Raw genomic sequence first — 25,770 nt, forward strand, 5'->3', positions numbered from 1 at the left:
ACGATTTCATTGGAGGTTTATTTTGACTAATAACGCTAATATAACCGTCGATTGTGCCGGAGCGAGCCGGCATGCGGTCAACCCGTATTTGTTCGGACATTTCGTCGAGGACATCCGGGACCATATGGAAGCTATGCTGGCCTTCCCGCTCAAGGATATGGATTTCGAGAGCGAGTCCGAAACCAAGAGGGAAATATCGGGGAGCTGGTACGCTTATACGAACGGCCGCAATACCAAATACGCACTGGAGGCGCCTGCGCCAAAGCATTCGGGGCGAGCACAGCGCATCCGCTTGTTGAGCGACGATGAGGCATTTGCTGGTATCGCGCAGAAGGCTGCTCTCAATGGTCCGGCCGATTATAAGGTGAAGGTGGTTGCCCGGGCGTCCATTGAGCTGAAGCGGCTGGTGGTGGAAGCGGTGGACCGACATACGGAGGAAACGCTTGGTTCATTGGTCATCGAGCTTGCCGGCCATAACTGGCGGGAATATGAAGCGGACTTGTCCGTCTCCCGCACGTGCGCCGACGCCGAGCTTCGCGTCTACATTCCGGAGGATCATCCTCGCTGGACGGATCACGTGTCAACCGGCATGCTGTGGATCGACCATGTATCTCTACTTGCAGCCGACAGTATTGCCCTGGTGAAGCGCGAGGTCGTCGAAATGACGAGGGAGCTGAACGCCGGCATGATGAGGCTGGCTGGCAATTACATCAGCGCCTACCATTGGGAGCATGGCGTTGGTCCCGTGCTGGAGAGGCCGGTCATGTACAACGAGGCGTGGGGCGGCTGGACGAGCAAATATTTTGGCACGGACGAATTCATTGCCTTCTGCCGGGAGCTGCAGGTGGAGCCTCTCATTTGCGTGAATGACGGTTCCGGCACGCCTGAAGAGGCAGCGGCATGGATCGAGTATTGCAATGGCGCCGCCGACACACCGATGGGCGCCTTGCGCGCCGCGACCGGATATCCCGAGCCGTACGGCGTGAAATATTGGGAGATTGGCAATGAGGTATGGGGAGGGTGGCAGGTAGGGACCTGCTCAGCCGAAGAGTTCGCGGCGCGCACGGTATCGTTCGCTGAAGCGATGAAGGCGGCTGACCCGTCCATCGTGCTGTTGGCCTGCGGTCATTACGACCAGGCATGGAACAAGCCGGTGCTGGAGCAGGCCGGTGAGCTTATCGACTATTTGACCCTGCATATCTATCACGGCTACGGGCCTTTCGGTATGAACCGGAACACGCCTGCCGAGGATCGGTATAAGGCGATTGCGGCCTATCCCGAGTTCACGCGGCATTACTTGCAAGAGACGAAGGAGAGCATCAAGGCCAATCCGAAGCATGCTCATGTGAAAATCGCTATTACGGAATACAACACGATGTATTACCCGAATACCATCCGCAAGGGGCTGCCAAACGAGCATACGCTTGGCGCAGCGGTTGCTAATGCCGCCAATCTGAACGAAATGCTTCGTTCAAGCGATATGGTGCATATCGGCAGCTTCTCCGACTTGGTCAACGGCTGGCTGGGCGGCTGCATCCGGGTAGGCGATTATTATGCCGACCAATATTGCGGCAAGCAGTCCGGCTGGAGTAATCGGCCTCTCGACGTATACGGGACACCGACCTATGAGCTCATGAAGCTGTATGCGAACCAGGATTTGCGGCATATGCTTCCCGTGCAAGCGGACTGTGCTACGTTTGCCGTGCCGACAGTAAAGGAGACGCCGGTCAACCTGAACGGGCTGCCGGAGCTGGACATCGCGGCTGGCATTAACGGAGACGGCGATACCGTTACGGTATTTATCGTGAACCGCGGGCTGAACGAAGTGAATGCCGTACTGGATTTAGCTGCCTTCAACGCGGCGGAAGAGACGGTGCTGTACGAAATCACCGGCGAAGGCTACGACGAGATCAACAGCGTCTTCGAGCCGGAAAACGTGATGTGCAAGAGCCGGGCCGTTCCAACTGCCGAATGGCAGCGCGGCGTTCCGCTTCGCCCGTTTTCCATTTATGCAGCGGTATTTCAAGGCAAGGTATAGGAGCAGGAGGTACGGCATGACAACGAAATCATATAGCAAGGACTATCCCAGACCTCAACTCGTACGCGGCGATTGGCATAATCTGAACGGCGAATGGGACTTCCGCTTCGACGACGCGAACGCCGGCGAGCTCGAGAAGTGGCAGGAGACGTTCGAGGCCACTCACCGGATTACCGTACCATTCACATACGAAACAAAAGCCAGCGGTATCGGCGAGGAAAGCTTTCATTCTTATGTGTGGTACAGCAGAGTAATATCCGTTCCGGCAGAAGCGGCGGGCAAGCAGGCTATCCTGCATTTTCAGGCCGTGGACTACGATGCTAAGGTATGGATTAACGGCGAGCTGGCCGGAGGACATCAAGGCGGTTATGCGGCATTCTCCATCGACATGACGCCATATCTCAAGTTCGGAGAAGATAACCGGATAACGGTCAAGGTAACGGACAGCAATAGCTGCTACCAGCCGAGAGGCAAGCAGCGCTGGGTGCCGGACAACTTCGAATGCTTCTACGTCCAGACGACGGGCATCTGGCAGACGGTATGGATGGAATATGTAGAAGAGCAGAGGCTGGAATCGGTCAAAATAACGCCGGATCTCGACCGCCACATGGTTCGTTTCGATTATGAGGTGAATGGCGTTGAGGCTGGAAACGACCTGCTGCTGGAAGCCATAGTGACATTCAGGGGCCAGCCCGTGAAGCGGGTTGCGCTTGGGATTGACCGTCCGTGCCTTACGGTTGAGGTTGATCTTCACCATGAAGCAAACGGACCTTGGAAGCGGGCATATTGGACTCCGGCCCGTCCGAATTTGTACGACGTTGAGTTCGTCTTGAGCTCGGGCGGACGAGTCGTCGACCGGACGCTCTCCTATTTCGGCATGCGGAAAATATCCATCGAGAACGGAAAGGTGCTGCTCAACAACGCGCCAATCTACCAACGGCTTATTCTGGACCAAGGCTACTGGACGGACAGCCATCTGACGCCTCCCAGCGAAGAAGCGCTGACCAAGGATATCGACCTGATCCTGGCGATGGGCTACAACGGCGTGCGCAAGCATATGAAGATCGAGGATGCCCGTTTCCTGTATTGGTGCGACGTGAAGGGGCTGCTCGTCTGGTCGGAGATGGCGGCGACCTTCGAATTCCATGACCGCGCGGTTGAAGCTTTCACGAGGGAATGGCTTGAGATTATCAAGCAGCAGCATAACCATCCGAGCATTATTACGTGGGTGCCGTTCAACGAGTCGTGGGGCGTTGGCAACATCCTTCGCGACAAGCGGCAGCAGAAGTTCACGGAAGGCATCTATCATCTCACGAAATCATTCGATCCGCATCGCCCCGTCATCGTGAACGACGGCTGGGAGCATACCGTCTCGGATATTGTGTCGCTGCATGATTATGTCCAGACCGGGGACAGCTTCCTGAAGCGTTACCGGGACAATAAGGATGGCATCATGTCGGGCGAGATGACCTGCAACCATTGGAAATATGCCTTTGCCGAAGGCTACGGCTACCGGGGACAGCCGATCATCATCAGTGAGTTCGGCGGCATTGCGTTCAAGTCGGACAAGGGCTGGGGCTACGGGGAGCAGGTAGATTCGGTGGAAGCCTTCACGGAGCGGTTCAAGGGAATTACGCAGGCGATTAAGTCTGTCGATTATATTTGCGGATATTGCTATACGCAGGTGACCGACGTGCAGCAGGAGATTAACGGTTTGCTCACGGAGGACCGCGAGCCGAAAATTCCGCTTGAGGAAATTCGGGCTATTAACTTGGGCTGACCGCCCTTGGGCGGAGGAACCGGGTCTGCATCGTGCAGATCCGGTTTCTTTGCGGACCTGCCATTCGTCATTCTCAGACGAGAATCTCCCCGTAAGTTGGATTTCATCCAGTGAGATTAGGACAAGGGGAAGGACTCGGCGGCTACGTTGGATAAACTCCAGTGAAAGTAAACAGAATGAACCGCAGTCGTCCCAAATGGCCTGAGTATACGGTAGACAATCCAATGTAGATCGAGTTATAGGGCGAAAACGCCTCATTTTGCTGCATGAAATCCAATGTTGTTTTTCTTAGCTGTGCGCTTTCAAGCTGAAGAAGGATGCTGCCTGATTCAACCAGGCGTACATTGCAATAAATGCAGTACCTCTGCTTTGTTGTGTTATGGAAAATTCCGTGTAGTCGAAATAGAAAGGGCTATCCTACGTCACTTTTGCGACTTTTATGGGACAGCCCTTTCTGTTTATTCATCCTATGCGCCAGAAACTCGCGGCATCGGCATGACTTCTTTGCCAAGCTCGGCCCAAATGTACTTAAGCAGCAGCTCGGACTTCAGCGCTGCATATGCGGGATCGTCCCACAGGTTGTTAAGCTCGGTAGGGTCGATCTGTAAATCAAAGATTTCGCCGTAGGTTTGGTTGTAATAAACGGTTATTTTGTAGCGCTGGTCCACATACGTTTTCTGGTGAATCGTCGTTGGTTCATGACGGAATTCGCAGATGGCATGATCTCTGGCGGAGGAAGCCGTGCCTTTCCATACCTGGCTTTGATCTACGCCCGTCATCGCAGGCGGGATAGGGATACCGCAGAGCGACAGGAATGTAGGCGCCAGGTCAACGAGCGACTGGATAGCGTTGGAGGTTACTCCTGCCGGAACATGTCCCGGGTAGCTCACGATGAACGGCAGACGAATCAGGTCCTCGTAATGGAAGCCGCCTTTTGCCTGCAAGCCGTGTTGGCCGAAGAAATGACCATGATCCGTCGTAAAGACAACGATGGTATTGTCTGCGATCCCAAGCTCTTCGAGCTTATCCAGGATACTTCCGATATATTTATCCATTAAGCTGATCATGCCGTAGTAGACGGCAACCAGCTTTTTCTTATCGTAATCGGTAAGCTTTTTTTTCTCCCCGTATTCATAATAATGATGCGAACGGTAGCCGTGGATGCCTTTGCTCGTCTCATTCCAAGGTGAAAAGTCCGGATGATCCTCTTGGGTTAAGGCAAAATGAGGCGGGTTCTTGTCATGTTCGCCCGGCACAATCGCCGGAATGGTCAGTGAATCCGGATCGTACATCGTATCCCACGGCTCCGGCGCCAAATACTCCGGATGCGGATCAAAGAAGCTTGACCAGAGGAAGAACGGTTTGTCTTCTTCGTTGTACTGCTCCATCAGCGCATTCGTGCGTTCCGCAATCCATGCGTTGTAATGGTACTCCTCTGGAATCGGCCATTTGTAGGTAATAGCAGGATCCATGCTGCCCGTAGGCGGAAGGAAATAATCCCGCCAATTCGTGCAGCCTTTCTCCTCCATCCATAAGGCGTAATGTTGACCGACATGAGCTTCATTTGTATGGTTGCGAGTGAGCTCGACATGCTCGAAGCCGTAGAAGGGACCGTTGAAATGCTTCCATTTCTCCAAATCCTGCAGCACAGGATAGGCCTCTAATGAAGGATACTGTTCCGTTGAAGCCAGCGGCTGAAAATGAGCTTTGCCGACAAGCGCGGTCTTGTAGCCTGCGGCGCTAAAGTCCTCTCCCACACAGTGACGGTCTTCCATGAGCTTGGTTCCGAGCGTCCATGCGCCATGCTGGCTCGGGTATTGTCCCGTAATAATGGAGGCCCGGCTTGGCGTGCAAGTCGGGTTTGGGCAATAGGCTTTCGTAAAGGTTGTGCCCGACTGAATAAGCCGGTCCAAATTGGGCGTACTTAATTCCTTATTGAAATAACCCAGCGTGTTCCAGTGCTGTTGATCGCTTGTAATTAGCAAAATGTTTGGTTTTTTCAAGAAAAATTCGCCTCCTTGTCAATCATTGTAATGTAAAGGAAGTGATCGTAAAATAGCATCATGTATGGTTGATTTACCAATTTGTCAGGTTAAGGGGCGGATTGAGCTGAATACGTTCGTGAAAGGCGGCCACGAGACCGCCGAGTATATCTATTACGCGTTGAATGAGCTGGACAAGCAATGCTCCATTTGGCCGGTACGTGGCGGCAGCACGGAGACGAAGCAAGGCTACTATGTTGGACCAAAGCGGATCGAGAGCTACAGCCTGCACATCGTGAAGGATGGCTCGGTTCGCGTGGAGTGGGATGCTTCCAAAAGCGTGACGTTATCGGAAGGGGATATCTTCTGCTTATATCCCATGCGTACCTATACCTACTATGCGATCGAGGGACAGCCTCCGCCGAAAATGAACTGGATTGTCCTCGACGGCCCGCTTGCGGCAGAGATGCTCGCACTTACCGGATTAAGCTTGGAGAGTCCGTATCTGGAGGGCAAATGGACGCAGGAGGCGGAGCGTACGGTTAATGGCCTGTTTCGTCTGATGCGAGACACGGAGAAGGAAGCCGCCAATGTGCTGTCACTCGAAATGCAAAGTCTGCTCTATCGTCTTCTTGCAGCTTTATGCCGGACAGTTCCCAAATCGCAATCCTTGGAGACAGCAGACTGGGTTAAGCAAAGCATGTCCTATATCCGGCAGCACGCCTCGGAAGGCATCACGGTCCAGCAAGCGGCCAGGGCGGCAGGGGTAAATCGGACGTATTACTCGGTCGCTTTCGCAGAGAAGGCGGGCATGTCGCCGAGCGATTTCATCACGCAAGTACGGATGAATGCAGCGAAACGTCTCCTCGCCGAGACAGACGCTTCGATAACGGAAGTAGCGTATACGACCGGCTATTCCTCCTTATATGCGTTTACGCGAACCTTTAAAAATCGCCTTGGAGAGACCCCAACCGCTTATCGGGAAGCCAACTGGAAAGGGATGTAGTCCATACGCGGAAAAAGTGCGAGATTGAGAGAGTTTAGCTGCCTTTTGAATGGGAAATATACTATAATAAGAGGCTATGCCGCAAAATGACAGGAGGAGCGCTTTTTCAATGAATGAGAAAGTTGAGCAATTTTTCAGCAAACCAAGCAAGTGGCAGGAAGAATATCAGAAGTTAAGAGCTATCATACTGGAATGCGGGCTGGATGAAGATTATAAGTGGATGCACCCCTGTTACACGTTTGAGAATAAAAACATCGTATTAATTCATGGGTTTAAAGAATACTGCGCGGTTCTATTTCACAAAGGAGCCTTGCTGAAAGATCCTGAAGGAATTCTAATCCAACAAACCGAGAATGTACAGGCTGCACGTCAGATTCGGTTCACCAATGTGCAAGACATCGCCCAGAAGGAAGCTATTCTGAAGGCGTATGTTAAGGAAGCCATTGAAGTTGAAAAGTCGGGCTTGGAAGTGGAATTCAAACCAAATACGGAATACAGCGTAGCGGAAGAGCTCCAACATAAATTTGATGAAATGCCTGCCTTGAAGGAGGCTTTTGAGGAATTAACGCCGGGACGGCAAAGAGCGTACCTGCTCCATTTCTCTGCACCCAAACAATCCAAAACCCGTGTGGCCAGAGTGGAAAAATATATGCAGCACATTTTGGATGGTAAGGGATTAAATGATGAATAGACTTGATGTAATAGCTCGTTAATGGAGACCGTTCCTAAGAGGAATGGTCTTTTTTATTGCACTCTACATACTTATGCACAAATTTATACACAGATTAAGTGTGCGGTTTACTTGATTATTCTCGATTTTCTTTAATGTTATCCACTTATCCACAGAAGTTTTTATCCACATGGTTTTGCAGCTATTATTCACTTGACATAGTTGTGAGAACAGGTAAACAATGGAGAGAGCTCTTGGTCATTTGGCCGCTTAAGAGATTAATAGGCAGTCAAAATACATGGACGTAAGGTGGGAATGTAGAGTGACACTTCGGATTGGAATAGCTGGGACAGGTTGGTTCGGAAGAATGCATGCAGAGAAGCTTGCTGCGATGGAAAATGTCAGTGTCAGCGCGTTCTGCGGGACAAGTCTGGAAAAGGCGGAGACGGCAGCAAGACCATACAAGGAAGCACGCGGTTACGATTCCATTGAGGCTATGCTTGATGATAATAAACTTGATGCCGTTTACATTTGCACGCCTCCTTTTGCGCACGGTGAGATTGAACTGGCGCTTGTGGAGCGGGGAATACCCTTCCTGGTTGAGAAGCCGATTGGGGTAGACGAGGAGACGCCGTCTCGAATCCGGCAAGCGATTGCGGAGAAGGGACTGCTGACATCGGTAGGTTATCACTTCCGGTACATGGACAGCACCAATCACGCCAAGGAGCTCCTTGCTAACCGTACGCCGCTTATGGCATTGGGGCAATGGATGGGCTCGATGCCGGGCGTTTATTGGTGGCGCAAGATGGAAACCTCCGGCGGTCAGTTTGTCGAACAGACAACCCATATCGTTGACCTGATGCGTTATTTGCTTGGGGATGTGAATGAAGTTTATGCGGCGTATGGAGACAGGTATATGGCAAGCAAGGAAGATGGAGTTACGGTCCCTGATGTAGGTACGGTGACGATAAAGCTCGCCAGCGGAGCGGTTGCTACAATCAGCAACACGTGCGCGATTCCGGCTGGAGGTCATGCGGGCTTGCAGATCTACACCAATACGGGAGTGCTGCAGATTACCGGCGATGCTGTTGTTGATATCGAAGAGGATAAGAAAACCGAGTACAAAGCGTCGAATAATCCTTACGTTCGGGAAAATGAAGCTTTTCTTCATGCGGTTAGAACGGGAGACGGCAGCAGAATTCTCTCCAGATACGAAGATGCCTGGGAGACCCATCGCGTGACCATGGCGGCGAACGAATCAGCCAGAACAGGGCTGCCCGTTAAGCTGAGATAATTTTGCCGGAATTATTTTGCATCCCGTTAATTTGGTCGCTGTAATTTAATTGCTAGAGTTAAAGGTTAAGAGATACCTGTCGTTATTAACGGCAGGTATTTTTTTTGGCGTTACCTATTCATGAGATTAAACTTTAATTTCCTTCTCCCGCGCATAATCCTTCCCTCCTATATCGCTGGTAACAAAAACCAATAAAAGTGGAATTTTTACCAATACTGGTAGCCTTACGCCTGTCAAATATTGGTCCTATAATTATGAATGCGGTTACAAAAAAGGTTTTAAATAAAAGGGAGGCAAAGTATGAAACGTATGAAACGTGCTTTAATGGGGATCTCTACCATGCTTGTGATGACAACTGCTCTCGCAGCATGTGGCGGAAACTCGAACTCGAATTCAGACTCAAACTCTAGCCCTAGCCCAACTACATCTACAGCTACTGCATCTGAGGCGCCAGCAACAAATGACGGCAAGAAAGTCACGATCAATCTCTGGAGCTTCACGGATGAGATTCCGAACATGACGAAAAAGTACCTAGAAACTCATCCAGACGCGAATGTAGAGTTTAAAACAACCGTAATTGCAACAACTGACGGTGCTTATCAGCCTGCGCTTGACCAGGCTTTGGCCGGCGGCGGCAAGGATGCCCCGGATATCTTCGCAGCGGAAGCAGCGTTTGTTCTCAAGTATACGCAAGGGGATGCGTCCAGCTATGCAGCCAACTATGCTGACCTTGGTCTTGACGACCAACTGGTGAAGGATGCGGGCATTGCCCAATATTCCGTTGATATCGGCAGCAAAGATGGTCAATTGAAGGCTCTTGGTTATCAAGCAACAGGCGGCGGCTTCATCTATCGCCGTTCGATTGCCAAAGACGTATTCGGAACGGATGATCCGGCAGCTATCAAGAACGAAGTTGGCCCGGGCTGGGATAAGTACTTCGCTGCAGCTGACAAGCTGAAAGCGAAAGGCTACGCGATTGTTTCCGGCGACGGCGACATCTGGCACGCGATTGAGAACAGCTCGGACAAGGGCTGGATTGTGGACGGCAAGCTTCATATTGATCCAAAGCGTGAAGCATTCCTTGATTTCTCCAAGAAGCTGACTGACAACGGTTACAGCAACGGCACACAGGACTGGCAGGAAGCTTGGTATGCCGATATGTCCGGCACGGGTCCGAAGCCGGTATTCGGATTCTTTGGTCCAGCATGGCTTATTAACTACGTTATGAACGGTCAAGTAAAAGATACAAATGGAGACTGGGCTGTAACTGAGCCGACAACCGGCTTCTTCTGGGGCGGCACATGGCTTCTCGCGAACAAAGACGTAACGAAAGACGATGCGAAGAAGCAAGCGGTTGCTGACTTCATCAAATGGGTAACGCTCGATACGTCCGAAACAGGCCTCCAATACTACTGGGCTAACGGCACAATGAAAGAGGGCGAGCAAGGCACGAAGGACAGCGTTGCATCCTCCGTTGTTATGTCGAAGTCGAACGGCGAAGTTCCACTGCTTGGCGGACAAAACATGTTCGAGGCATTTGTTCCGGCTAACGCTAACGCTACGGGCAAAAACCTGACCCAATATGACGAATCGATCAATCTGATCTGGCGCGATCAAGTTCGTGCGTACGCCTCGGGCAGCAAGAGCCGCGAGCAAGCGCTCAAAGACTTCAAGCAAACCGTTACAGATCAACTCGGAATCGAAAGCGAATAAGAAGGCGCCGAAGGGGCGGGAGAGTTTCCCGCCTCTTTATATGAATTGATGAGGTGAGAGCATGCGCCGCAATGGAGTCAACTACTCGAAATACGGCTATATATTCAGTATTCCTTTTATCGTTATATTTCTGATTTTCTCCTTATACCCAACTTTATACACCGCAGTCATTGGGTTCACGGATATGAAGGGTGTCATCCCGAAACCGATTCACATTCTGGATAATCCGTTTCAGAACTTCAAAGATCTCATTATGGAGAATGTCTCTTTTAGACAGTCTCTTATTAATACTTTAATCCTGTGGATTGCCAACTTCATCCCCCAAATCGTGCTTGCGCTCTTGCTCACCGCCTGGTTCACCAACCGGCGCCTCAATATCAAGGGTCAAGGCGCGTTCAAAGTTTTGCTCTATATGCCGAATATAATCACGGCCAGTACGATAGCCGTGCTCTTCAGCACCTTGTTCGCTTATCCGATGGGTCCTGTGAATAGTTTGTTTCACGCGCTGGGGTGGTCGGACGCGCCGATCCAGTTCCTTCAGGACAAGAATACCGCGCGGGGTATTGTTTCGTTCATCCAATTCTGGATGTGGTACGGTAATACGATGATTGTCCTTATTGCAGGCGTTATGGGGATTAACCCGGCGCTCTTCGAGGCTGCTTCCATTGACGGCGCGAACGGGATTCAAACCTTCTTCCGCGTTACGCTGCCGAGTCTCCGAACGATCTTGCTTTACTCGCTGATTACATCCATGATAGGCGGACTGCAAATGTTCGATATTCCGCAGCTGTTCATTACTCCAGCGGGAGGACCGGACAATGCTACGCTTACCACCTCCGTGTTCATTTACGGGCAGGCATTCAAGGGAAGCTATATGTACAACAAGGCCGCAGCGGCTAGCATGATTATGTTCATCATTGCAGCTGTGCTGTCCCTCATTGTGTTCTACCTGATGCGCGACCGCAGTGAGGCAAAGCTCAAGAAACAACAAAAGATGATAAACAAGGCTGCCAAAGCAGCGGCAAGGGGGATGTAATTCATGGCGAATACGAATATGGAGAAAACATCCCGGGGCATAAACAAGACGATTATCTACATCGTTTGCATAGGCCTGTCGCTGCTTAGCATTCTTCCGTTCTGGATTATGTTCGTCAATGCCACGCGTTCTACGGCGGAAATTCAAAGCGGTCTATCCCTGCTGCCGTCCACACACTTCATGACCAACTGGGACGTACTGATCAGCAAAAGCTTCGATCCCCTTAAAGGGTTTCTGAACTCGCTGACCATCTCCGGTGCTTCTACAATCTGCGCGGTCTATTTCTCGTCTTTGACGGCTTACGGGCTCGTGGTATACAACTGGAAATGGCGTCAGCCGTTCTTCACTTTTATTATGTGCGTGATGCTGATTCCGGCACAGGCAAGCGCGATTGGCTTCTATCAGTTCATGTATCAAATGCACTGGACGAACAGCTTCCTGCCGCTCATTTTGCCTTCGATTGCAGCGCCGGCCATTGTATTCTTCATGCGCCAATACCTGCTCGCGACACTTTCGCTTGAGATCGTCGAGGCAGCGCGTGTAGACGGCTCAGGCGAGTTCGCTACCTTCAACAAGATCATCATGCCGATCATGATGCCGGCTGTGGCCACACAGGCTATCTTTGCTTTTGTTGGCAGCTGGAACAACCTGTTCATGCCGCTGATCCTGCTGACGGACAAATCGAAATATACGCTGCCGGTCATGGTAAGTTTGCTTCGCGGTGATATTTACAAGACGGAGTTCGGCTCGATCTATATGGGGCTGGCCTTGACGGCATTACCGCTCTTCGTCATATACTTCCTGTTATCCCGGTATATTATTGCTGGCGTAGCGCTGGGTGGCGTGAAGGAATAGCACTTTCGGAGAAAATAAGGGGGCTGTCTCATAAGTCATTAAAGATGACTTATGAGACAGCCCCTTTTAAATTTTTCACATTGGATTCGTGGAGCCGTCCTGTTTATATTCATTAGGCGTCATGCCAACCTCTTGCTTGAATATCTTCGCAAAGTAGGAATAGTTGGCATAGCCGGCCTTCTTCGCCACGGCGAACACCGATAGCTGCGTTGTTCGGAGCAGCTGCTTGGCAGCCTCGATTCGGGCCCCAATTACATAAGTTCCAAGAGAAACACCCGTTTCTTTTTTAAACAACCGAGCCAGATAATCGGGATGGAGGTAGACGACTTCCGCCAGACTGAGCCGGGTCAAGTCTTCTCCGTAGTGCGTATGGATATATTGCTTGATTTCCTCGGTCACCGATTTGGGCTGCTCGGCGAAATCCCGATACGACATAGCCGTGTGAACCAGATACCGCAGGTATGCCTCCATATCCTCAATGGAGTTCAAGGAATGGGCGAGCAGCCGTTCATTGGATTTTCCCTGGTACAGCTGATGGGCTTGAATGCCTTTAGACTTGAGGAAGGCGTAGACGAGCTGCATCATATCGAGCCGGAACAGGCCGAGCACAGAGGTGGAGCAATGATTCTGCTGTGCAGAATGGTTCAAATACAGGGTCGTTTCCCGCAGGAAATCATCAGGCAAGTTCCGCTCCAGGAGCTCCTCCAGCCGGGATAGATCCGGTGGTTTATAAGATTCATCTGTGGGCTTCAGACCATGCTCCGCAAAGAAAATTTGATTGCGCCGCTTGGCGATATCCTGATTGAGCTGCAGCAATTGCCGGATGTTCGGACTAATGCCCTCCAGCATACCCGGCATGGCGACGATGCAGCAGGCATCGCATTTCAGCGAGCGGTTCGCCTGCCGGATAAACGCGGAGCATAGCTCATCGAGCGTCTGGGAGTCAGGCGCTGCTTTCCATTTCAAGACGGCGATCCAGTTATGCAAGCTGTATTCCAGCACCGTCTCCACCGTAAATTGAGGATGCTGGAACAACTCGTACAAGACGTTAAGCAGCGCGAAATCGAACAGATTTTTCTCTTCGAGCCCCATACTGCCATCGTAAGGGAATAGATTAAGCAGCACCGGTTGAATGAGATCATTCATGCCGTACGATAGATGCTGCTCATCGACCGCACGAGAGATGTCCGCGGCCTTCAGAGGGCAGGAGACGCTGCCGCTGATCAGCTTGCGCCAGAAGTGCTCGAGAATCTTCGCTTGATTGCGCTGCCAGTAGTAACCCTCCTGAATGGCTTTCTCCTGTTGCTGCTGTTCGTTTGCCCGTTCGACAGCTTTCCGAATAATAAGCATCAGCTTATCGAATTGAATCGGCTTTAGAAAATATTCAAAGCTTCGCAGTTCAATCGCTTTCTGCGCATAATTAAAGTCCGCGTAGTTGGTCAGAAAGATAGCCTGTACGTTGTAGTTCTCCTCGCGAATCCACGCCAATAGCTCCAGACCGCTGCCTTGCGGCATTTCGATATCCGATATAAGAATTTGAATGGGATGGTTCATTAGAATTTCGCGCGCCTGAGCGACATTATGAGCGGTATAGACTGACTCGATGCCAAGCGACGTCCAATCGATCTTCTTCTCCAGCGCGGTCACGACAAAGTAGTCGTCATCTACAACTAATGCGTTCACGTAAGCGACACTCCATTCTCAATTGGTTTGGCCGGAAGCTCCGGAAGATAGAGGATAACGTTGGCGCCGCCGCTTTCTCGGTTCGAGAAATGGACCGACGCACGTTTATCGTACAAATATTCAAGACGCTGAACCGTATTCATAATGCCGATCTGCGTTCCATGCGTCTGATCGAGCGGCTGTCCCTGCTGCAGCTTCTCGAGAACATCTTGCGGGAAGCCGGGGCCAGTATCCGAAATCCGGATGACGGTCATTCTCTCGTCCTCTATAAGCTGTCGCTCTACGGTCAGGATGATCAGCGATTGATTGTCCCGCGACACCGCGTATTTAATGGCGTTCTCGATGAAGGTTTGCAGCACGAGCGGCGGAATGGGGGTGTCCTGCGTCAGCTCGCCTTGCTCGATCCGATAGAGGAACGAGCCCTGATAGCGGCTCCTCTGAATCTCGAGATAGACGCGGACATGCTCGATTTCGTCCTCCATCCGCACAAAGTCCTGGCCGTTCTGGAAAATATACCTGAAGTAGACCGATGTGGACAACGCCATCTGTTGAATTTCTTCGGTCATATCCATTTGCGCCATGCTGTGAATAGTCGTCAGGCAGTTCAGGAAAAAGTGCGGTTTGATCTGCAGCTTCGTGTAATCCAGCTGAATGCGCTGCTTCTCAATCTCGCGTTCGTAAATATCGATCTTATAGGTTTTGATCTGCTTCACCAGGTGTGCAAACTGCTTGTTGGCCTTCTCAAGCTCAACGATCTTGCTGCTCGCGATATCAAGCGGCTCTCCATCCTCCGTCCAGAAGGCAAGGTTGTACGAGAAGCTCTTGATCGGCTGCAGCACCTTGTTCTTGAAATACAACATGATAAAGCTCAAGCTGCAGGCGACAATGACAGCGAGCAGCATGATGAGCAGCTGAACGATCATTATTTTCTCAAACGCGCCGAATTGAATGTTGAGCTTGACGAAGAATGACGCATTGTCAAACTCGCCGTTGACGGTCGTTCTTGTTTGGAGCGTATTCCGAAACGAGGAGCGTTCTTGCTCCTCTTCAATATTAAGTAGCTTCCCTTTATTCGAGATCGGACTTGTTACCAGACTGCCGTCCTCGGCCCGCAAAGAGGCATAGCCGTTCTCTCCCAGATTGATCTGGCGGAGCGGGAGGATAAGATCGTCTGCCGCGATCAGGCAGATCATGTAGCTGTCATGATAAGGAACAATATTAACGATATAAAACTTCCCGGCCAACTGGATGGTTGACCACCGGGAATAGAACTGCTCGTATATGACCTTGTCTTTAATGAAAGCATTGATCTGCAGCTGCAGCTGCTGATATTCCTTGAAGGTCACCCTCATTGGGGCAATGTTAAGCATGACATTCTTCTTATTAAAGAAGAGAAAGAAATTATAGCTCTTGTCGTAGCTTTTCTGAAGCTCGACAAACCGCCTGTACAAAGCATCGTTTGCTTTGATAAATTCCGTTTCGTTAGTGTCGTGCGCATTCATCATTTTCACATTCTCGTCGTTAGCCAGCGTCCAGCCCATGAAGTGATTAATATAGGAAAAGTCTCTATTAATCCGGTTGATATACAAATAAGCGGTATCCCGCAAATCACGTGCGGACTGCTGCTTAACAATCGAGATCGACGCAAAGCTGATGATGAAATCCAGAATAAGCGCGGAAAAAGAAATGACGAGAATGATTTTGACGTAATGCTGAATCGGATATAGCTTGTTCTCCGCCTGTTTGGACATATGCCCCGCAACTCCCCGCTATTTGCCTCAAGTAATTGAAATCCTAGACGTTGTCTGATCATTATAATGCCGCTTTATGAAAATGCAACCGATTGCATACCTCAAAAACGCCGAATGTCTGGATAGTGACAGCAGAAAGTCTGGATTGTATGCCGCTTATGACCAGACAATCCTGCCCAGCAGCAAATTCTGCCAGGCATCACCCGGAAGGTCCGGAATGTGTTATTCATGATGTCCAACTTGCATCTTCCCCAGCAAGTATACTGAAGTCGTTGGAAGAGAGAGAAAGGAAACGGTAAAAACAGCTAAGGGAGGTTCGGATTCTTGATAAACAGTTCATCCAGCGGCAATATGCAGCGCCAATTGCAAAGAATCGGCAGAAACTGGGGCTTGTACCTGCTCCTCTTGCCGGCTGTCGTCCTGCTGCTTTGTTTTACTTATAAGCCGATGTACGGGGTCATTATCGCGTTTAAAGATTTCAAGCCGGCGCTCGGCATTATGGACAGTCCATGGGTAGGTTTCAAATATTTCGAGAAGTTTTTTAACTCCTACCAATTCTCGGTCACCATCAAGAATACGGTATTCATCAGCTTGTACAGCTTCGTAACGTTCCCGCTGCCGATTGTATTCGCTATTCTTGTGAATCAGCTGCGGGCGAACCGGTTCAAACGGGTGTTCCAAACGGTTACTTATATGCCTCATTTCATTTCCACCATTGTTATCGTTGGTCTCATGATGATTCTACTGTCTCCGGGCAATGGCCTGATCGGCAGCATCTACCGCTTATTTGGCGCCGAAGCGCCAAACCTGATGGGTTCGGCCAGCATGTTCAGCAGCCTGTACGTCTGGTCTGATGTTTGGCAGCATACGGGATGGGACAGCATTATTTATCTCGCGGCCTTGTCTTCGGTGAGTCCAAGCTTGTATGAAGCAGCGACAGTGGACGGGGCAAGCCGGTGGCAAAAAATCCGTTACATCGACATTCCGATGCTCATCCCGACAGCTGTAACGCTATTGATCCTGCGGATCGGCGGATTGCTTGGCGTCGGCTTCGAGAAGGCGTACCTGCTGCAAAACAACTTGAATATTTCCGGCAGCGAGGTCATCTCGACGTACGTGTACAAGATTGGACTGCTCAGCTCCCAATACAGCTTCTCGGCGGCTATCAATCTATTTAATACGGTTATTAATTTCACATTGCTTATTCTGGTCAATTATATCTCGAAGAAATATTCCGAGAACAGTCTCTGGTAAGCCAATGCTTACGAAGTATGAATGGCTTCGCCATTCATTTTAAGGAGGAAAATACAGCTATGGAGGCTGCAACGAAATTAGCTCTGCAACCGAAGAAATCGGCGGGCAGCGACAAGATCATGGAGACGTTGTTGTACATTTGGGCCGTCATTGTGCTTATTATTGTCTTATATCCGCTTTATTTTATTATCATCGCATCCTTTAGTGATCCATCGGCTGTCGGAAGCGGGCAGGTATGGGTATTTCCGAAAGGGTTTACACTCGACGGTTATAAGGAATTACTGAATCATTCGAATATATGGGTCGGTTACCGGAACACGATCGTTTATACGGTTGTTGGTACCCTGATCGGGCTTGTCGTCAATGTTTCCGCCGGCTATGCCTTGTCGAGGAAGGATCTTGTCGGACGTAAGTTTCTGTCTCTGTTCTTCATCTTCACCATGTTCTTTAACGGCGGCCTCGTGCCGACATTCCTGACGATTCGTGATTTTCATCTGTATGATACGTTTCTCGTCATGGTGCTGCCGTTCTCCGTTGCCGTCTTCGATATCATCGTGGCGCGCACGTTCTTCCGGACGGGAATTCCGACGGAGTTATGGGAAGCGGCGCAAATTGACGGCTGCGGCAATCTTCGCTTTTATGCGCAAATGGTGCTGCCGCTCTCAAAGCCGATAATTGCCGTGCTTGCGTTATGGTTTGCGGTTGGACAATGGAATTCTTACTTTAACGCGCTTATCTATTTGCAGAACGAGAATCTGTATCCGCTGCAGCTGATTCTAAGGGATATCCTGGTGACCAATCAGATGCAGACCGCGCTCGGAACAGGGGAAGCGGCGCAAATCGCATTAAGGCTTGCCAACCTGCTTCGCTATTCCGTCATCATCGTCGCCACTGTCCCGATTATGTGCATCTACCCGTTTGTGCAAAAGCACTTCAACAAGGGGGTGATGATCGGCGCCGTGAAGGAGTAAGGAAAGAGCGGGGAATGACAAGTACTGTACTTATCATTTTATAAGGGGAGTTAGACATGACAATAATTTCGAAGAGCTATACGAGAAAAATGCTGTCCAGCCTTGCTTTGATTTCCGTATTGGGCACAACGGTGCTTGCAGGCTGCAGCAGCGATAAAAGTGCGAATAATGCCGCTTCGAATAATTCGGAAAAGAACTCGGCCAGCACGTCAGGAAGCAACTTCCATGCGGATGGCATGCCAATCGTCGACAAGCCGGTAACGCTGGATGTCCTTACGATTCGCTGGGGCAATATGGGCGATACCTTCACGAAGAATACCTGGCTGCAGGAGCTGGAGAAGAACTCGAACGTGAAAATCAATTGGCAGGTTATCTCCTCCAGCGATTGGGACGCCCAGAAATCCGTCATGCTGGCAAGCGGCAAGATGCCGGATGTGATCATCGGTAATTTGGCGTTTGGGGATTCCGATATTGTGAACAACCTTAGCATTTTCCGTCCGCTCGACGACTACATCGACAAATATATGCCGAATTTGAAAGCAGCTATGGAGGAGACGCCGGAGCTGAAGAAGCTGAGCACGTTCCCGGACGGCAAAATCTACTCGCTGCCGGCAAGACTGCCGTCGCGTCCTTACTCTTCTGTGCAGCCGGTCATTAACCGGGAATGGCTGGACAAATTGGGGCTGAAGGCGCCTGAAACGCTGGATGAATTGTACAACGTCCTGAAAGCATTCAAGGAGAAGGATCCAAACGGCAACGGCAAGGCCGATGAAATTCCATACAGCGATTCGAAGGATGTAGATATCAATCTGCTTGCTCCATTCGGCATCACGGATATCCGCGCCAACCATATGGTGATCAAGGACGGCAAGCCGGAATACTTCCCGACGTCGGAAGCGTACAAGGCGGGGATTGCCTGGGCAAATAAATTGTACTCCGAAGGCCTGATTGATCAAGAAACGTTCACGCAGGACGATACGATGCTGACGGCGAAACGGCAAAATCCGGATGCTGCCCTGATCGGGTTCTCCTATCAGTGGACGCCGGACGCGGTATTTGGCCAGTGGAGCAAGCAGTATGAGACCATTGCGCCGATCACCGGAACGGACGGGAAGAAATATCAGGTTGGCGAACCAAGTGGCATGAGCTTCCGCCGCAACGAGGTGCTGATCACGACTTCGAACGAACATCCGGAGGTAACCGCACGCTGGGCAGACCAGTTCTACACCGGCGAAGCAAGTATTCAAAACTTCTGGGGCGCTATCGGCACATCAATCGAGAAGAACAGCGACGGTACTTACACCTTGATGGATCCGCCGGACGGAACAAGCGCGGACGCTTGGTACTGGGACAGCTCCCTGCGGGATTTTGGTCCGAAGTACGCAAGCCCCGAATTCGAGAAGAACATCAAGCTTGATCCGACTAGCGGCGACGGTCTGAAGCTGCAGCTGGACAGTCTTGGCAAGGACTATGTGACGCAGCCGTTCCCGGACGTGATGTATACGATTGAGGAATATGCCGAGCTGCCGACACTCCTTACGGATATTGAAAGCTACATTAAGAGCACTCGCGCCAAATGGGTGACGAAGGGCGGCATCGACCAGGAGTGGGACGGTTACGTGAAGAAGCTGAACGACATGGGCCTTGCGAAGCTGATCAAAATTTACGAAGACGCGTACAACCGTTACATGAACATTGAATAACGTTTTGCTGCTGCCCTGCGTATGGACTGCAGGGCAGCAGCTTTTTAATCCACTACTATTATACAAATTCAGCATGGGATGCGAGGAGGAGCCAATATGACTGACAAGCTGCGAGTAACGGTATGGAATGAGAACCGCCATGAACGGACGAACCCGAAAGCGAAAGAGATTTACCCGGACGGGATTCATCAAGCTATCGCGCGTTTCTTGAACGAAGCGGGCATGGAAGCGGGAACGGCGACACTTGATGAAGCGGAGCATGGGCTGACCGATGAGAAACTGGCGAATACCGATGTGTTGATCTGGTGGGGACATCTTGCCCACGACGAAGTGCGTGATGAGATCGTCAGCAAGGTGAAGCAGCGCGTGCTGGACGGCATGGGGCTTATCGTTCTTCATTCCGGTCATTATTCCAAGATATTCAAAGCGTTAATGGGAACAAGCTGCAGCTTGAAATGGCGGGAAGCCGATGAGAAGGAGCGTCTCTGGGTTGTTGCGCCGGGACATCCAATTACGGAAGGAATCGGCGACTATATCGAGCTTGCGGAGGAGGAAATGTACGGCGAGCATTTCGATATTCCGGCGCCGGATGAGCTGATCTTCACAAGCTGGTTCGAGGGCGGCGAAGTATTCCGCAGCGGCTGCGCCTATACGCGCGGAAGCGGGAAGGTGTTCTATTTCAGACCCGGCCATGAAACGTATCCGACGTATCATAACCCGGCGATTCAGCGCGTTATCGTAAACGCAGCGAAGTGGGCGCAGCCCGTGAAGCGGGAGCTTCCTGTGCGCGGCAATGCGCAGCCGCTTGAGCTAATTGGCGCAAAGAGATAAGAAGCGAACGGCGAGCTTAGTAAAGTCACGGGGAGAGTAGGGGAAACGATGAAGAAATTTCGAATCGGATTGATTGGTCTTGGCGGCATGTCGCATTCGCATATCCGCTGGATGGCGGTGGAAGGCCGTTATGAGATTGTTGCGGTAAGCGATGTAAATGAAGTGGCACTGACGGAAAGAGGCGAGCAGCTCGGGATTCCGGCTGGCAAAAGATACGGCGATTTCGTTCAACTGGTCGAGGATCCGGATGTGGATGCAGTCGTGTCGGTGACGCCAAACAACGTCCACGCCGATATCGTTCGCGCCTGCCTGCAGGCGGGGAAGCCATTTTTGGCAGAGAAGCCGTTTACCCGCGTATTCCAGGAGGCGGAGGAGCTGCTGGAGCGGTATGAGCAGCAGCCAGTAAGCGCTATGATCGGGTTCAGCTACCGTTATACACCGGCATTCCGCTATGCGAGAGAGCTTGTGCGGGAAGGGAAGCTGGGCGCTGTGCGAAGCTTCTCCATCCAATACTTGCAAGACTGGGGAGCGGTATCGAAACATACGCCATATATTTGGCGGTTCAACAAAGACATTACCGGCACGGGAACGCTTGGCGATCTGGGCTCGCATATGATCGATATGGCACGGTTCCTCTTTGGCGAATTCAAGGAGCTGTCCGCGCAGATGCGCACGCTCGTTACCGAGCGCCCTGATCCGGCAACCGGTCAAATGGTGAAGATCGAGGTCGACGATTTCGTTAGCTTCCAAGCTCGAATGGAAGGGGATGAAGTCGGTATCTTCCAGTCATCGCGAAATGCGATCGGCTCGGGCAATCAACATGAAGTGTCGATCTACGGCGATGCCGGTACGCTGCATGCATCAACGCTGAATCCGGATCAGATTATTTGGATTCGCGAAGAGGCGCCGGGGCAGCTGGCGAAAGCGGTCATCGACGTGCCGGAGCGGTGCAGAGTGTCCCAGTACGGCGACTTCTTGTCGCTGCTGGATGGCATAGCCGGAGAAAGTCTTCCGGGCTTCATGGACGGCTACCGTAATCAAGAGGTGCTGGACGCGGTTATCCGCTCAAGCGAAGAGAAGCGGACGATTGAGTTGTAATGGTTAATGTACGAAAGCCTCTGCAAATGATCCCATTTGCAGAGGCTTTTTATTTTTATGCAAGGCTAAGCCACGGAAAAACTTGCGGGCTGGCGATCATTTGTTAAGCTTCAGTTTTCTTTATTGACTGAATCAATAGACGAGGAAATACGGTACGCTAATGATTCAATCTGCTTCCGCTCCGATTCAGTCAGCCCATTGACCGTAATCTGTTCAAGCTCTTTCCAGATTATATTCACTTTGGCTTCTAGGTTGCGGCCAGCTTCTGTAAGCCAAACGAGTGTTACGCGTCCATCTTCCGGAGAGCGGGTTCGTGTTACCAGTCCGGACTCTTCCAATCGTTTGACAGACTTGGCGACCGTAGAATGGTCTACACCGATGGTGCGTCCCAAGCTTTGCTGGGATTGACCATCGTTATCCCATAACTGCAAAAGCATGATTTCCTGTCCCGGAAATAATCCGATATCACGGAGCATTTGACCCGCCAGAGCCCGATGCGAACGTGCTAATGCAAAAATCGAAAAACTGACGGGATATCTCAGTCCGGCAGTTGGTGCGTTATATTGTTCCGTCCGTGCACTGTCATTTTGTTGCTCCATAAGTACAACCTCCAATCGTGACGCTATTATACCTGTGTAAATATAGCATGACAAGCTTGACTCTCAAATATAGGTTGCCGTCTACATAGTTAAAGAAATGCCTCGATATATGGTGCTAACGTTGGGTTGTAATATTTATTGCCATATATGTTGCCAACCACATAATACCATGTTATAGTAAATATGTTGCCGGCAACAAATATAATAATAAAGGAGTTACTAAAATGACAACAAAACTATGGAGTCCCACGACGGTTGGTCGAATGCAATTATCTCACCGCTTAGCATTGGCGCCGATGACGAGATCGCGGGCACTAAGCGATGGGTCCCCCACTGAGATTATGGCGGAATATTACGAACAGCGTGCATCACTTGGCTTGCTAATCAGCGAAGGTACGCAGCCGTCCGACGACGGGCAAGGATATATGAACTCACCTGGAATTTATACCGATGCGCATATAGAAGGGTGGAAGAAAGTAACTGATCGGGTACACGCTGCCGGAGGTCATTTGTTTATTCAGATCATGCATGCCGGTAGAATGTCTCATCCGGATAATACGCCGCATCATCGGCAGCCGGTTGCTCCATCTGCGATCGCTCCCGGAACACAGATCTATACCGTCACAGGCATGCAGGATATTCCCGATCCTCGCGAACTGACCTTGACTGAAATCAAACAGACGATTGAGGATCACCGCAAGGCAGCCTTAGCGGCGATTCGTGCCGGGGCCGATGGGGTGGAAATTCATGGGGCAAACGGATATTTGATTCAACAGTTTCTTTCTGAAAACAGTAATACGCGTACCGATGAGTACGGCGGATCCATTGAGAATAGGGTGCGCTTTGCTCTCGAAGTAACGAAAGCAATTGTTGAAGAAATCGGAGCAGATCGCACCGGCTTTCGTATTTCCCCAGGAAATACACTGGGCGGCATCAACGAAGGGAGCAGCGGCCCGCAAACGTACCGTTACCTAGTCAAGGAACTTGCAAAATTACATCTGGCCTATCTTCACATCTCTCAAAAGGAAGATGAAGCCTTGCTGCGCGATATCCGATCGACATGGGGATCGACTCTGCTGGTGAATCGCGGAGGACGTCCGCTCGATAATCTCGCCGCCGACATTGATGCAGGGCTTGCTGACGTGGCACCTATCGGCATCTGGGCACTGGCAAATCCCGATATAGTAAAACGAATCAAAACAGGCGCACCGCTGAATCAACCGGACCGAGCTACTATCTATGGCGCTGGGAGCCGCGGATATACCGATTATCCTGCATTAGACAATTTAACACCTATTCAAGCGGAGTAAAAGAAAGGTATAAGAGAGGGAGAGAGTACCTTTAATGCTAACGGTAATTTGTGGTGCAAAGCGGCTGAGAAAGCTCATCGGGAGAGATCCGGTGAGCTTTTTTATTGACACTTGAACCTGCACAGCTTACATTGTATCTATTCAAGTAATTAATTGAATAGTTGAGGTGGATGTCAGCTATGAAGATGGAGCGGGAAAGGAAAGACAAGTTGTATCGGGAGTTCGCCCGTATCGGCAAATGTTTATCAAGTCCAAAGCGCCTGGAACTGCTTGATTTGCTGGCTCAAGGGCCCAAATCGGTAGACCAGCTCGCCAAGTTGACAGGCATGAGTATAGCGAACGTATCTCAGCACTTGCAAACCTTGCATGAGTCCAGACTGGTTCGATTCAATAAGAAGGGCAATTTTGTCATTTATGAGATTGCGGAGCTTTCGGTGGCAGATTTTATGGTTTCCCTGCATCGTCTCAGCGAAAAGCAATTAATTGAGGTTCAGCAGCTAAAAGCAGAGGTTCTGCAAGAAAAGGCAGGCATGGAGCCGATTGCTTTGGAAGAGCTCCGTAAGAGGATGGATAGAGGAGAGGTTGTACTGATTGATGTACGGCCGGAAGAAGAATATGCGGCGGGTCATATTCCGGGTGCCATCTCGATACCTATAGAGGAGCTGGAACGATATCTGGAGACGCTGCCATTAGATAAGGAGATCGTGGCTTATTGCCGGGGACCATACTGTTTTTGGTCTGCGCAGGCCGTCGAAATTCTGAAGAGCAAGGGAATGAAAGCTTCACATCTGGTGGAAGGCGTGCACGAGTGGAAGCGATATGCGGCACACTCTTGAAAAATATAGATGAATCGAGGTGGTTCTAAGCGATGACGCATGAACCGCAAATACATACAGAAAGCCGGTTGAGTCCATACGCTGCTTCTGTAGAAATGCAGCAAAGGCTGTATAAACGGTCGCTCCTGATCGTTGTCTTGTCCCAAATCTTTGGAGGCGCGGGACTTGCCGCGGGTGTAACGGTCGGAGCGCTTCTGGCGCAGGATATGCTCGGGTCAGAGAGCCTTGCCGGTGTTCCTTCGGCATTGTTCACCCTTGGCTCTGCTGCGGCTGCCATGCTGGTCGGGCGTCTTTCTCAGCGATACGGACGCAGGCTTGGTCTTTCGGCAGGCTTTTTTACGGGAGGGATAGGAGCGCTTGGCGTTATACTCGCTGCCGTGAATAACAGTATATGGCTCTTGTTTATTTCTTTTGTTATTTATGGAGCGGGAACGGCCACAAACCTGCAGGCCCGGTATGCGGGCACGGATTTGGCAAGACCGGATCAGCGGGCCAAATCGATCAGTATTGCGATGGTCTCCACGACCTTGGGAGCCGTTGCCGGTCCTAATCTGGTCGATGTGACGGGTGATTTTGCGACTTCCGTTGGCGTACCGGCACTTGCGGGTCCGTTTATGCTGGGTGCGGCCGCTTTTATTCTGGCGGGCTTGGTCTTCTTTCTGTTCCTGCGTCCCGATCCCTTTATCGTGGCCAAAGCCTTGCACAATGCCCAATCCGCTATGCAAGGCAAGCCCGCGGATGCCGCTTACAGCCCCCGGAAGGGCAGCAACAAAGGCTTGATCGTTGGAGCAGCGGTTATGATTCTGACGCAAATCGTGATGGTTGCCATTATGACGATGACCCCCATCCATATGAAGCATCACGGACATAGCTTGAGTGACGTAGGATTAGTCATTGGCATTCATATCGGATTCATGTATTTTCCTTCGCTTATTACAGGCGTTCTTGCGGATAAAATCGGCCGTACGGCGATGTCCATCGCTTCGGGGGTTGTTCTGCTCTCTGCCGGACTTGTCGCAGCCGCAGCTCCTGCCGATTCGATGTTTGTCCTTATTGTCGCTCTTGCTTTGCTTGGGCTTGGCTGGAACTTTGGCTTGATCAGCGGAACGGCCATCATCGTGGATTCCGCAGATCCTGTCACGCGTGCCAAGACACAAGGAACGATTGATGTTCTTGTTGCCTTGTCGGGGGCTGCCGGCGGGGTATTGTCCGGCATGGTTGTATCGTCTACCAGTTACGCCACGCTGTCACTGGCCGGCGGGGCGCTTGCCTTGTTGCTTATTCCTGTCATTATATGGTCGATAAAAAAAGCATAATGGAACGAGGAATAGCGGTAGTCCAGATGGACTGCCGCTATTTT

General features: G+C 50.9%; 20 protein-coding genes. 16 read left to right on the forward strand and 4 right to left on the reverse strand.

What is annotated here, in order from left to right; all coding sequences use genetic code 11:
- Positions 1-22 precede the first annotated feature (22 nt).
- The gene (locus tag BM200_RS07895; protein ID WP_091183668.1) at positions 23-2,038 is read left to right on the forward strand and encodes an alpha-L-arabinofuranosidase C-terminal domain-containing protein; all 2,016 of its coding nucleotides are present in this window, start codon (positions 23-25) and stop codon (positions 2,036-2,038) included.
- Positions 2,039-2,054: 16 nt separating this feature from the next.
- Entirely contained in the window at positions 2,055-3,818 is a 1,764-nt protein-coding gene (locus BM200_RS07900; protein ID WP_091183670.1) for a glycoside hydrolase family 2 protein, read from the forward strand.
- A gap of 467 nt (positions 3,819-4,285) precedes the next feature.
- On the opposite strand, the gene BM200_RS07905 is transcribed toward BM200_RS07900, so the two are convergent.
- Positions 4,286-5,821 carry a sulfatase family protein gene (locus BM200_RS07905; RefSeq protein ID WP_091183673.1) on the reverse strand — a complete coding sequence of 512 codons (1,536 nt, stop codon included), beginning with the start codon at positions 5,819-5,821 and terminating at the stop codon, positions 4,286-4,288.
- 64 nt (positions 5,822-5,885) lie between these two features.
- Between BM200_RS07905 and BM200_RS07910 the strand changes: the two genes are divergently transcribed.
- The 6 genes from BM200_RS07910 (at position 5,886) to BM200_RS07935 (ending at position 12,374) form a co-directional block, all read left to right on the forward strand.
- Positions 5,886-6,806 (forward strand): AraC family transcriptional regulator, encoded by a 921-nt coding sequence (locus tag BM200_RS07910; RefSeq protein WP_091183676.1) that lies wholly within the window; start codon positions 5,886-5,888, stop codon positions 6,804-6,806.
- 109 nt (positions 6,807-6,915) lie between these two features.
- A complete protein-coding gene (locus tag BM200_RS07915; RefSeq protein WP_091183679.1) occupies positions 6,916-7,497 on the forward strand; it encodes a YdeI/OmpD-associated family protein in 582 nt (193 codons plus the stop codon).
- 301 nt (positions 7,498-7,798) lie between these two features.
- Positions 7,799-8,770: a Gfo/Idh/MocA family protein gene (locus tag BM200_RS07920; protein ID WP_091183682.1), complete on the forward strand. Its 972-nt coding sequence runs from the start codon at positions 7,799-7,801 to the stop codon at positions 8,768-8,770.
- Positions 8,771-9,070: 300 nt separating this feature from the next.
- On the forward strand, positions 9,071-10,483 hold the full coding sequence (locus BM200_RS07925) for an ABC transporter substrate-binding protein (RefSeq protein WP_091183684.1): 1,413 nt from the start codon (positions 9,071-9,073) through the stop codon (positions 10,481-10,483).
- Positions 10,484-10,544: 61 nt separating this feature from the next.
- Positions 10,545-11,519 carry a carbohydrate ABC transporter permease gene (locus tag BM200_RS07930; RefSeq protein ID WP_091183687.1) on the forward strand — a complete coding sequence of 325 codons (975 nt, stop codon included), beginning with the start codon at positions 10,545-10,547 and terminating at the stop codon, positions 11,517-11,519.
- 3 nt (positions 11,520-11,522) lie between these two features.
- Positions 11,523-12,374, forward strand: a complete 852-nt coding sequence (locus BM200_RS07935) for a carbohydrate ABC transporter permease (RefSeq protein ID WP_217649563.1) — start codon at positions 11,523-11,525, stop codon at positions 12,372-12,374.
- A gap of 75 nt (positions 12,375-12,449) precedes the next feature.
- Here the strand turns inward: BM200_RS07935 and BM200_RS07940 are convergent, their stop codons facing one another.
- Together BM200_RS07940 and BM200_RS07945 are read right to left on the reverse strand one after the other, a co-directional pair.
- On the reverse strand, positions 12,450-14,057 hold the full coding sequence (locus BM200_RS07940; RefSeq protein WP_091183689.1) for a response regulator transcription factor: 1,608 nt from the start codon (positions 14,055-14,057) through the stop codon (positions 12,450-12,452).
- Positions 14,054-15,808: a sensor histidine kinase gene (locus BM200_RS07945; protein ID WP_091183691.1), complete on the reverse strand. Its 1,755-nt coding sequence runs from the start codon at positions 15,806-15,808 to the stop codon at positions 14,054-14,056. Before BM200_RS07945 ends, BM200_RS07940 begins: the two co-directional genes overlap by 4 nt.
- A 351-nt stretch (positions 15,809-16,159) precedes the next feature.
- Between BM200_RS07945 and BM200_RS07950 the strand changes: the two genes are divergently transcribed.
- The 5 genes from BM200_RS07950 to BM200_RS07970 all read left to right on the forward strand — a co-directional run bounded on the left by BM200_RS07950 (position 16,160) and on the right by BM200_RS07970 (position 21,665).
- Positions 16,160-17,062, forward strand: coding sequence for an ABC transporter permease (locus tag BM200_RS07950; RefSeq protein ID WP_091186171.1), 903 nt, complete (start codon positions 16,160-16,162; stop codon positions 17,060-17,062).
- Between the two features lie 59 nt (positions 17,063-17,121).
- On the forward strand, positions 17,122-18,033 hold the full coding sequence (locus BM200_RS07955) for a carbohydrate ABC transporter permease (RefSeq protein WP_091183694.1): 912 nt from the start codon (positions 17,122-17,124) through the stop codon (positions 18,031-18,033).
- A gap of 56 nt (positions 18,034-18,089) precedes the next feature.
- On the forward strand, positions 18,090-19,736 hold the full coding sequence (locus BM200_RS07960; protein WP_091183696.1) for an extracellular solute-binding protein: 1,647 nt from the start codon (positions 18,090-18,092) through the stop codon (positions 19,734-19,736).
- A 96-nt stretch (positions 19,737-19,832) separates the two neighbouring features.
- Positions 19,833-20,567, forward strand: coding sequence for a ThuA domain-containing protein (locus BM200_RS07965; protein WP_091183698.1), 735 nt, complete (start codon positions 19,833-19,835; stop codon positions 20,565-20,567).
- Positions 20,568-20,615: 48 nt separating this feature from the next.
- Positions 20,616-21,665, forward strand: a complete 1,050-nt coding sequence (locus tag BM200_RS07970; RefSeq protein WP_091183701.1) for a Gfo/Idh/MocA family protein — start codon at positions 20,616-20,618, stop codon at positions 21,663-21,665.
- 110 nt (positions 21,666-21,775) lie between these two features.
- Here the strand turns inward: BM200_RS07970 and BM200_RS07975 are convergent, their stop codons facing one another.
- On the reverse strand, positions 21,776-22,264 hold the full coding sequence (locus BM200_RS07975; RefSeq protein ID WP_091183703.1) for a MarR family winged helix-turn-helix transcriptional regulator: 489 nt from the start codon (positions 22,262-22,264) through the stop codon (positions 21,776-21,778).
- Between the two features lie 224 nt (positions 22,265-22,488).
- Here BM200_RS07975 and BM200_RS07980 point away from each other — a divergent pair, with 224 nt between their 5' ends.
- From BM200_RS07980 to BM200_RS07990, 3 genes are all read left to right on the forward strand, one after another.
- A complete protein-coding gene (locus BM200_RS07980) occupies positions 22,489-23,574 on the forward strand; it encodes an alkene reductase (RefSeq protein ID WP_091183705.1) in 1,086 nt (361 codons plus the stop codon).
- A gap of 179 nt (positions 23,575-23,753) precedes the next feature.
- A complete protein-coding gene (locus tag BM200_RS07985) occupies positions 23,754-24,410 on the forward strand; it encodes an ArsR/SmtB family transcription factor (RefSeq protein WP_245772946.1) in 657 nt (218 codons plus the stop codon).
- 32 nt (positions 24,411-24,442) lie between these two features.
- Positions 24,443-25,726: an MFS transporter gene (locus BM200_RS07990; protein ID WP_091183707.1), complete on the forward strand. Its 1,284-nt coding sequence runs from the start codon at positions 24,443-24,445 to the stop codon at positions 25,724-25,726.
- The last annotated feature ends 44 nt before the right edge of the window (positions 25,727-25,770 follow it).

The sequence above is a fragment of the Paenibacillus catalpae genome (assembly GCF_900112695.1).
Lineage (GTDB): Bacteria > Bacillota > Bacilli > Paenibacillales > Paenibacillaceae > Pristimantibacillus > Pristimantibacillus catalpae.

Bases quoted from the DNA above. Each gene is read 5' to 3' on its own strand.
- BM200_RS07980 (WP_091183705.1), top strand. From the start codon at position 22,489: ATGACAACAAAACTATGGAGTCCCACGACGGTTGGTCGAATGCAATTA.
- BM200_RS07900 (WP_091183670.1), top strand. From the start codon at position 2,055: ATGACAACGAAATCATATAGCAAGGACTATCCCAGACCTCAACTCGTA.
- BM200_RS07930 (WP_091183687.1), top strand. From the start codon at position 10,545: ATGCGCCGCAATGGAGTCAACTACTCGAAATACGGCTATATATTCAGT.
- BM200_RS07910 (WP_091183676.1), top strand. From the start codon at position 5,886: ATGGTTGATTTACCAATTTGTCAGGTTAAGGGGCGGATTGAGCTGAAT.
- BM200_RS07935 (WP_217649563.1), top strand. From the start codon at position 11,523: ATGGCGAATACGAATATGGAGAAAACATCCCGGGGCATAAACAAGACG.
- BM200_RS07975 (WP_091183703.1), bottom strand. From the start codon at position 22,264: ATGGAGCAACAAAATGACAGTGCACGGACGGAACAATATAACGCACCA.
- BM200_RS07970 (WP_091183701.1), top strand. From the start codon at position 20,616: ATGAAGAAATTTCGAATCGGATTGATTGGTCTTGGCGGCATGTCGCAT.
- BM200_RS07965 (WP_091183698.1), top strand. From the start codon at position 19,833: ATGACTGACAAGCTGCGAGTAACGGTATGGAATGAGAACCGCCATGAA.
- BM200_RS07990 (WP_091183707.1), top strand. From the start codon at position 24,443: ATGACGCATGAACCGCAAATACATACAGAAAGCCGGTTGAGTCCATAC.
- BM200_RS07925 (WP_091183684.1), top strand. From the start codon at position 9,071: ATGAAACGTATGAAACGTGCTTTAATGGGGATCTCTACCATGCTTGTG.
- BM200_RS07955 (WP_091183694.1), top strand. From the start codon at position 17,122: ATGGAGGCTGCAACGAAATTAGCTCTGCAACCGAAGAAATCGGCGGGC.
- BM200_RS07945 (WP_091183691.1), bottom strand. From the start codon at position 15,808: ATGTCCAAACAGGCGGAGAACAAGCTATATCCGATTCAGCATTACGTC.
- BM200_RS07985 (WP_245772946.1), top strand. From the start codon at position 23,754: ATGAAGATGGAGCGGGAAAGGAAAGACAAGTTGTATCGGGAGTTCGCC.
- BM200_RS07960 (WP_091183696.1), top strand. From the start codon at position 18,090: ATGACAATAATTTCGAAGAGCTATACGAGAAAAATGCTGTCCAGCCTT.
- BM200_RS07950 (WP_091186171.1), top strand. From the start codon at position 16,160: ATGCAGCGCCAATTGCAAAGAATCGGCAGAAACTGGGGCTTGTACCTG.
- BM200_RS07915 (WP_091183679.1), top strand. From the start codon at position 6,916: ATGAATGAGAAAGTTGAGCAATTTTTCAGCAAACCAAGCAAGTGGCAG.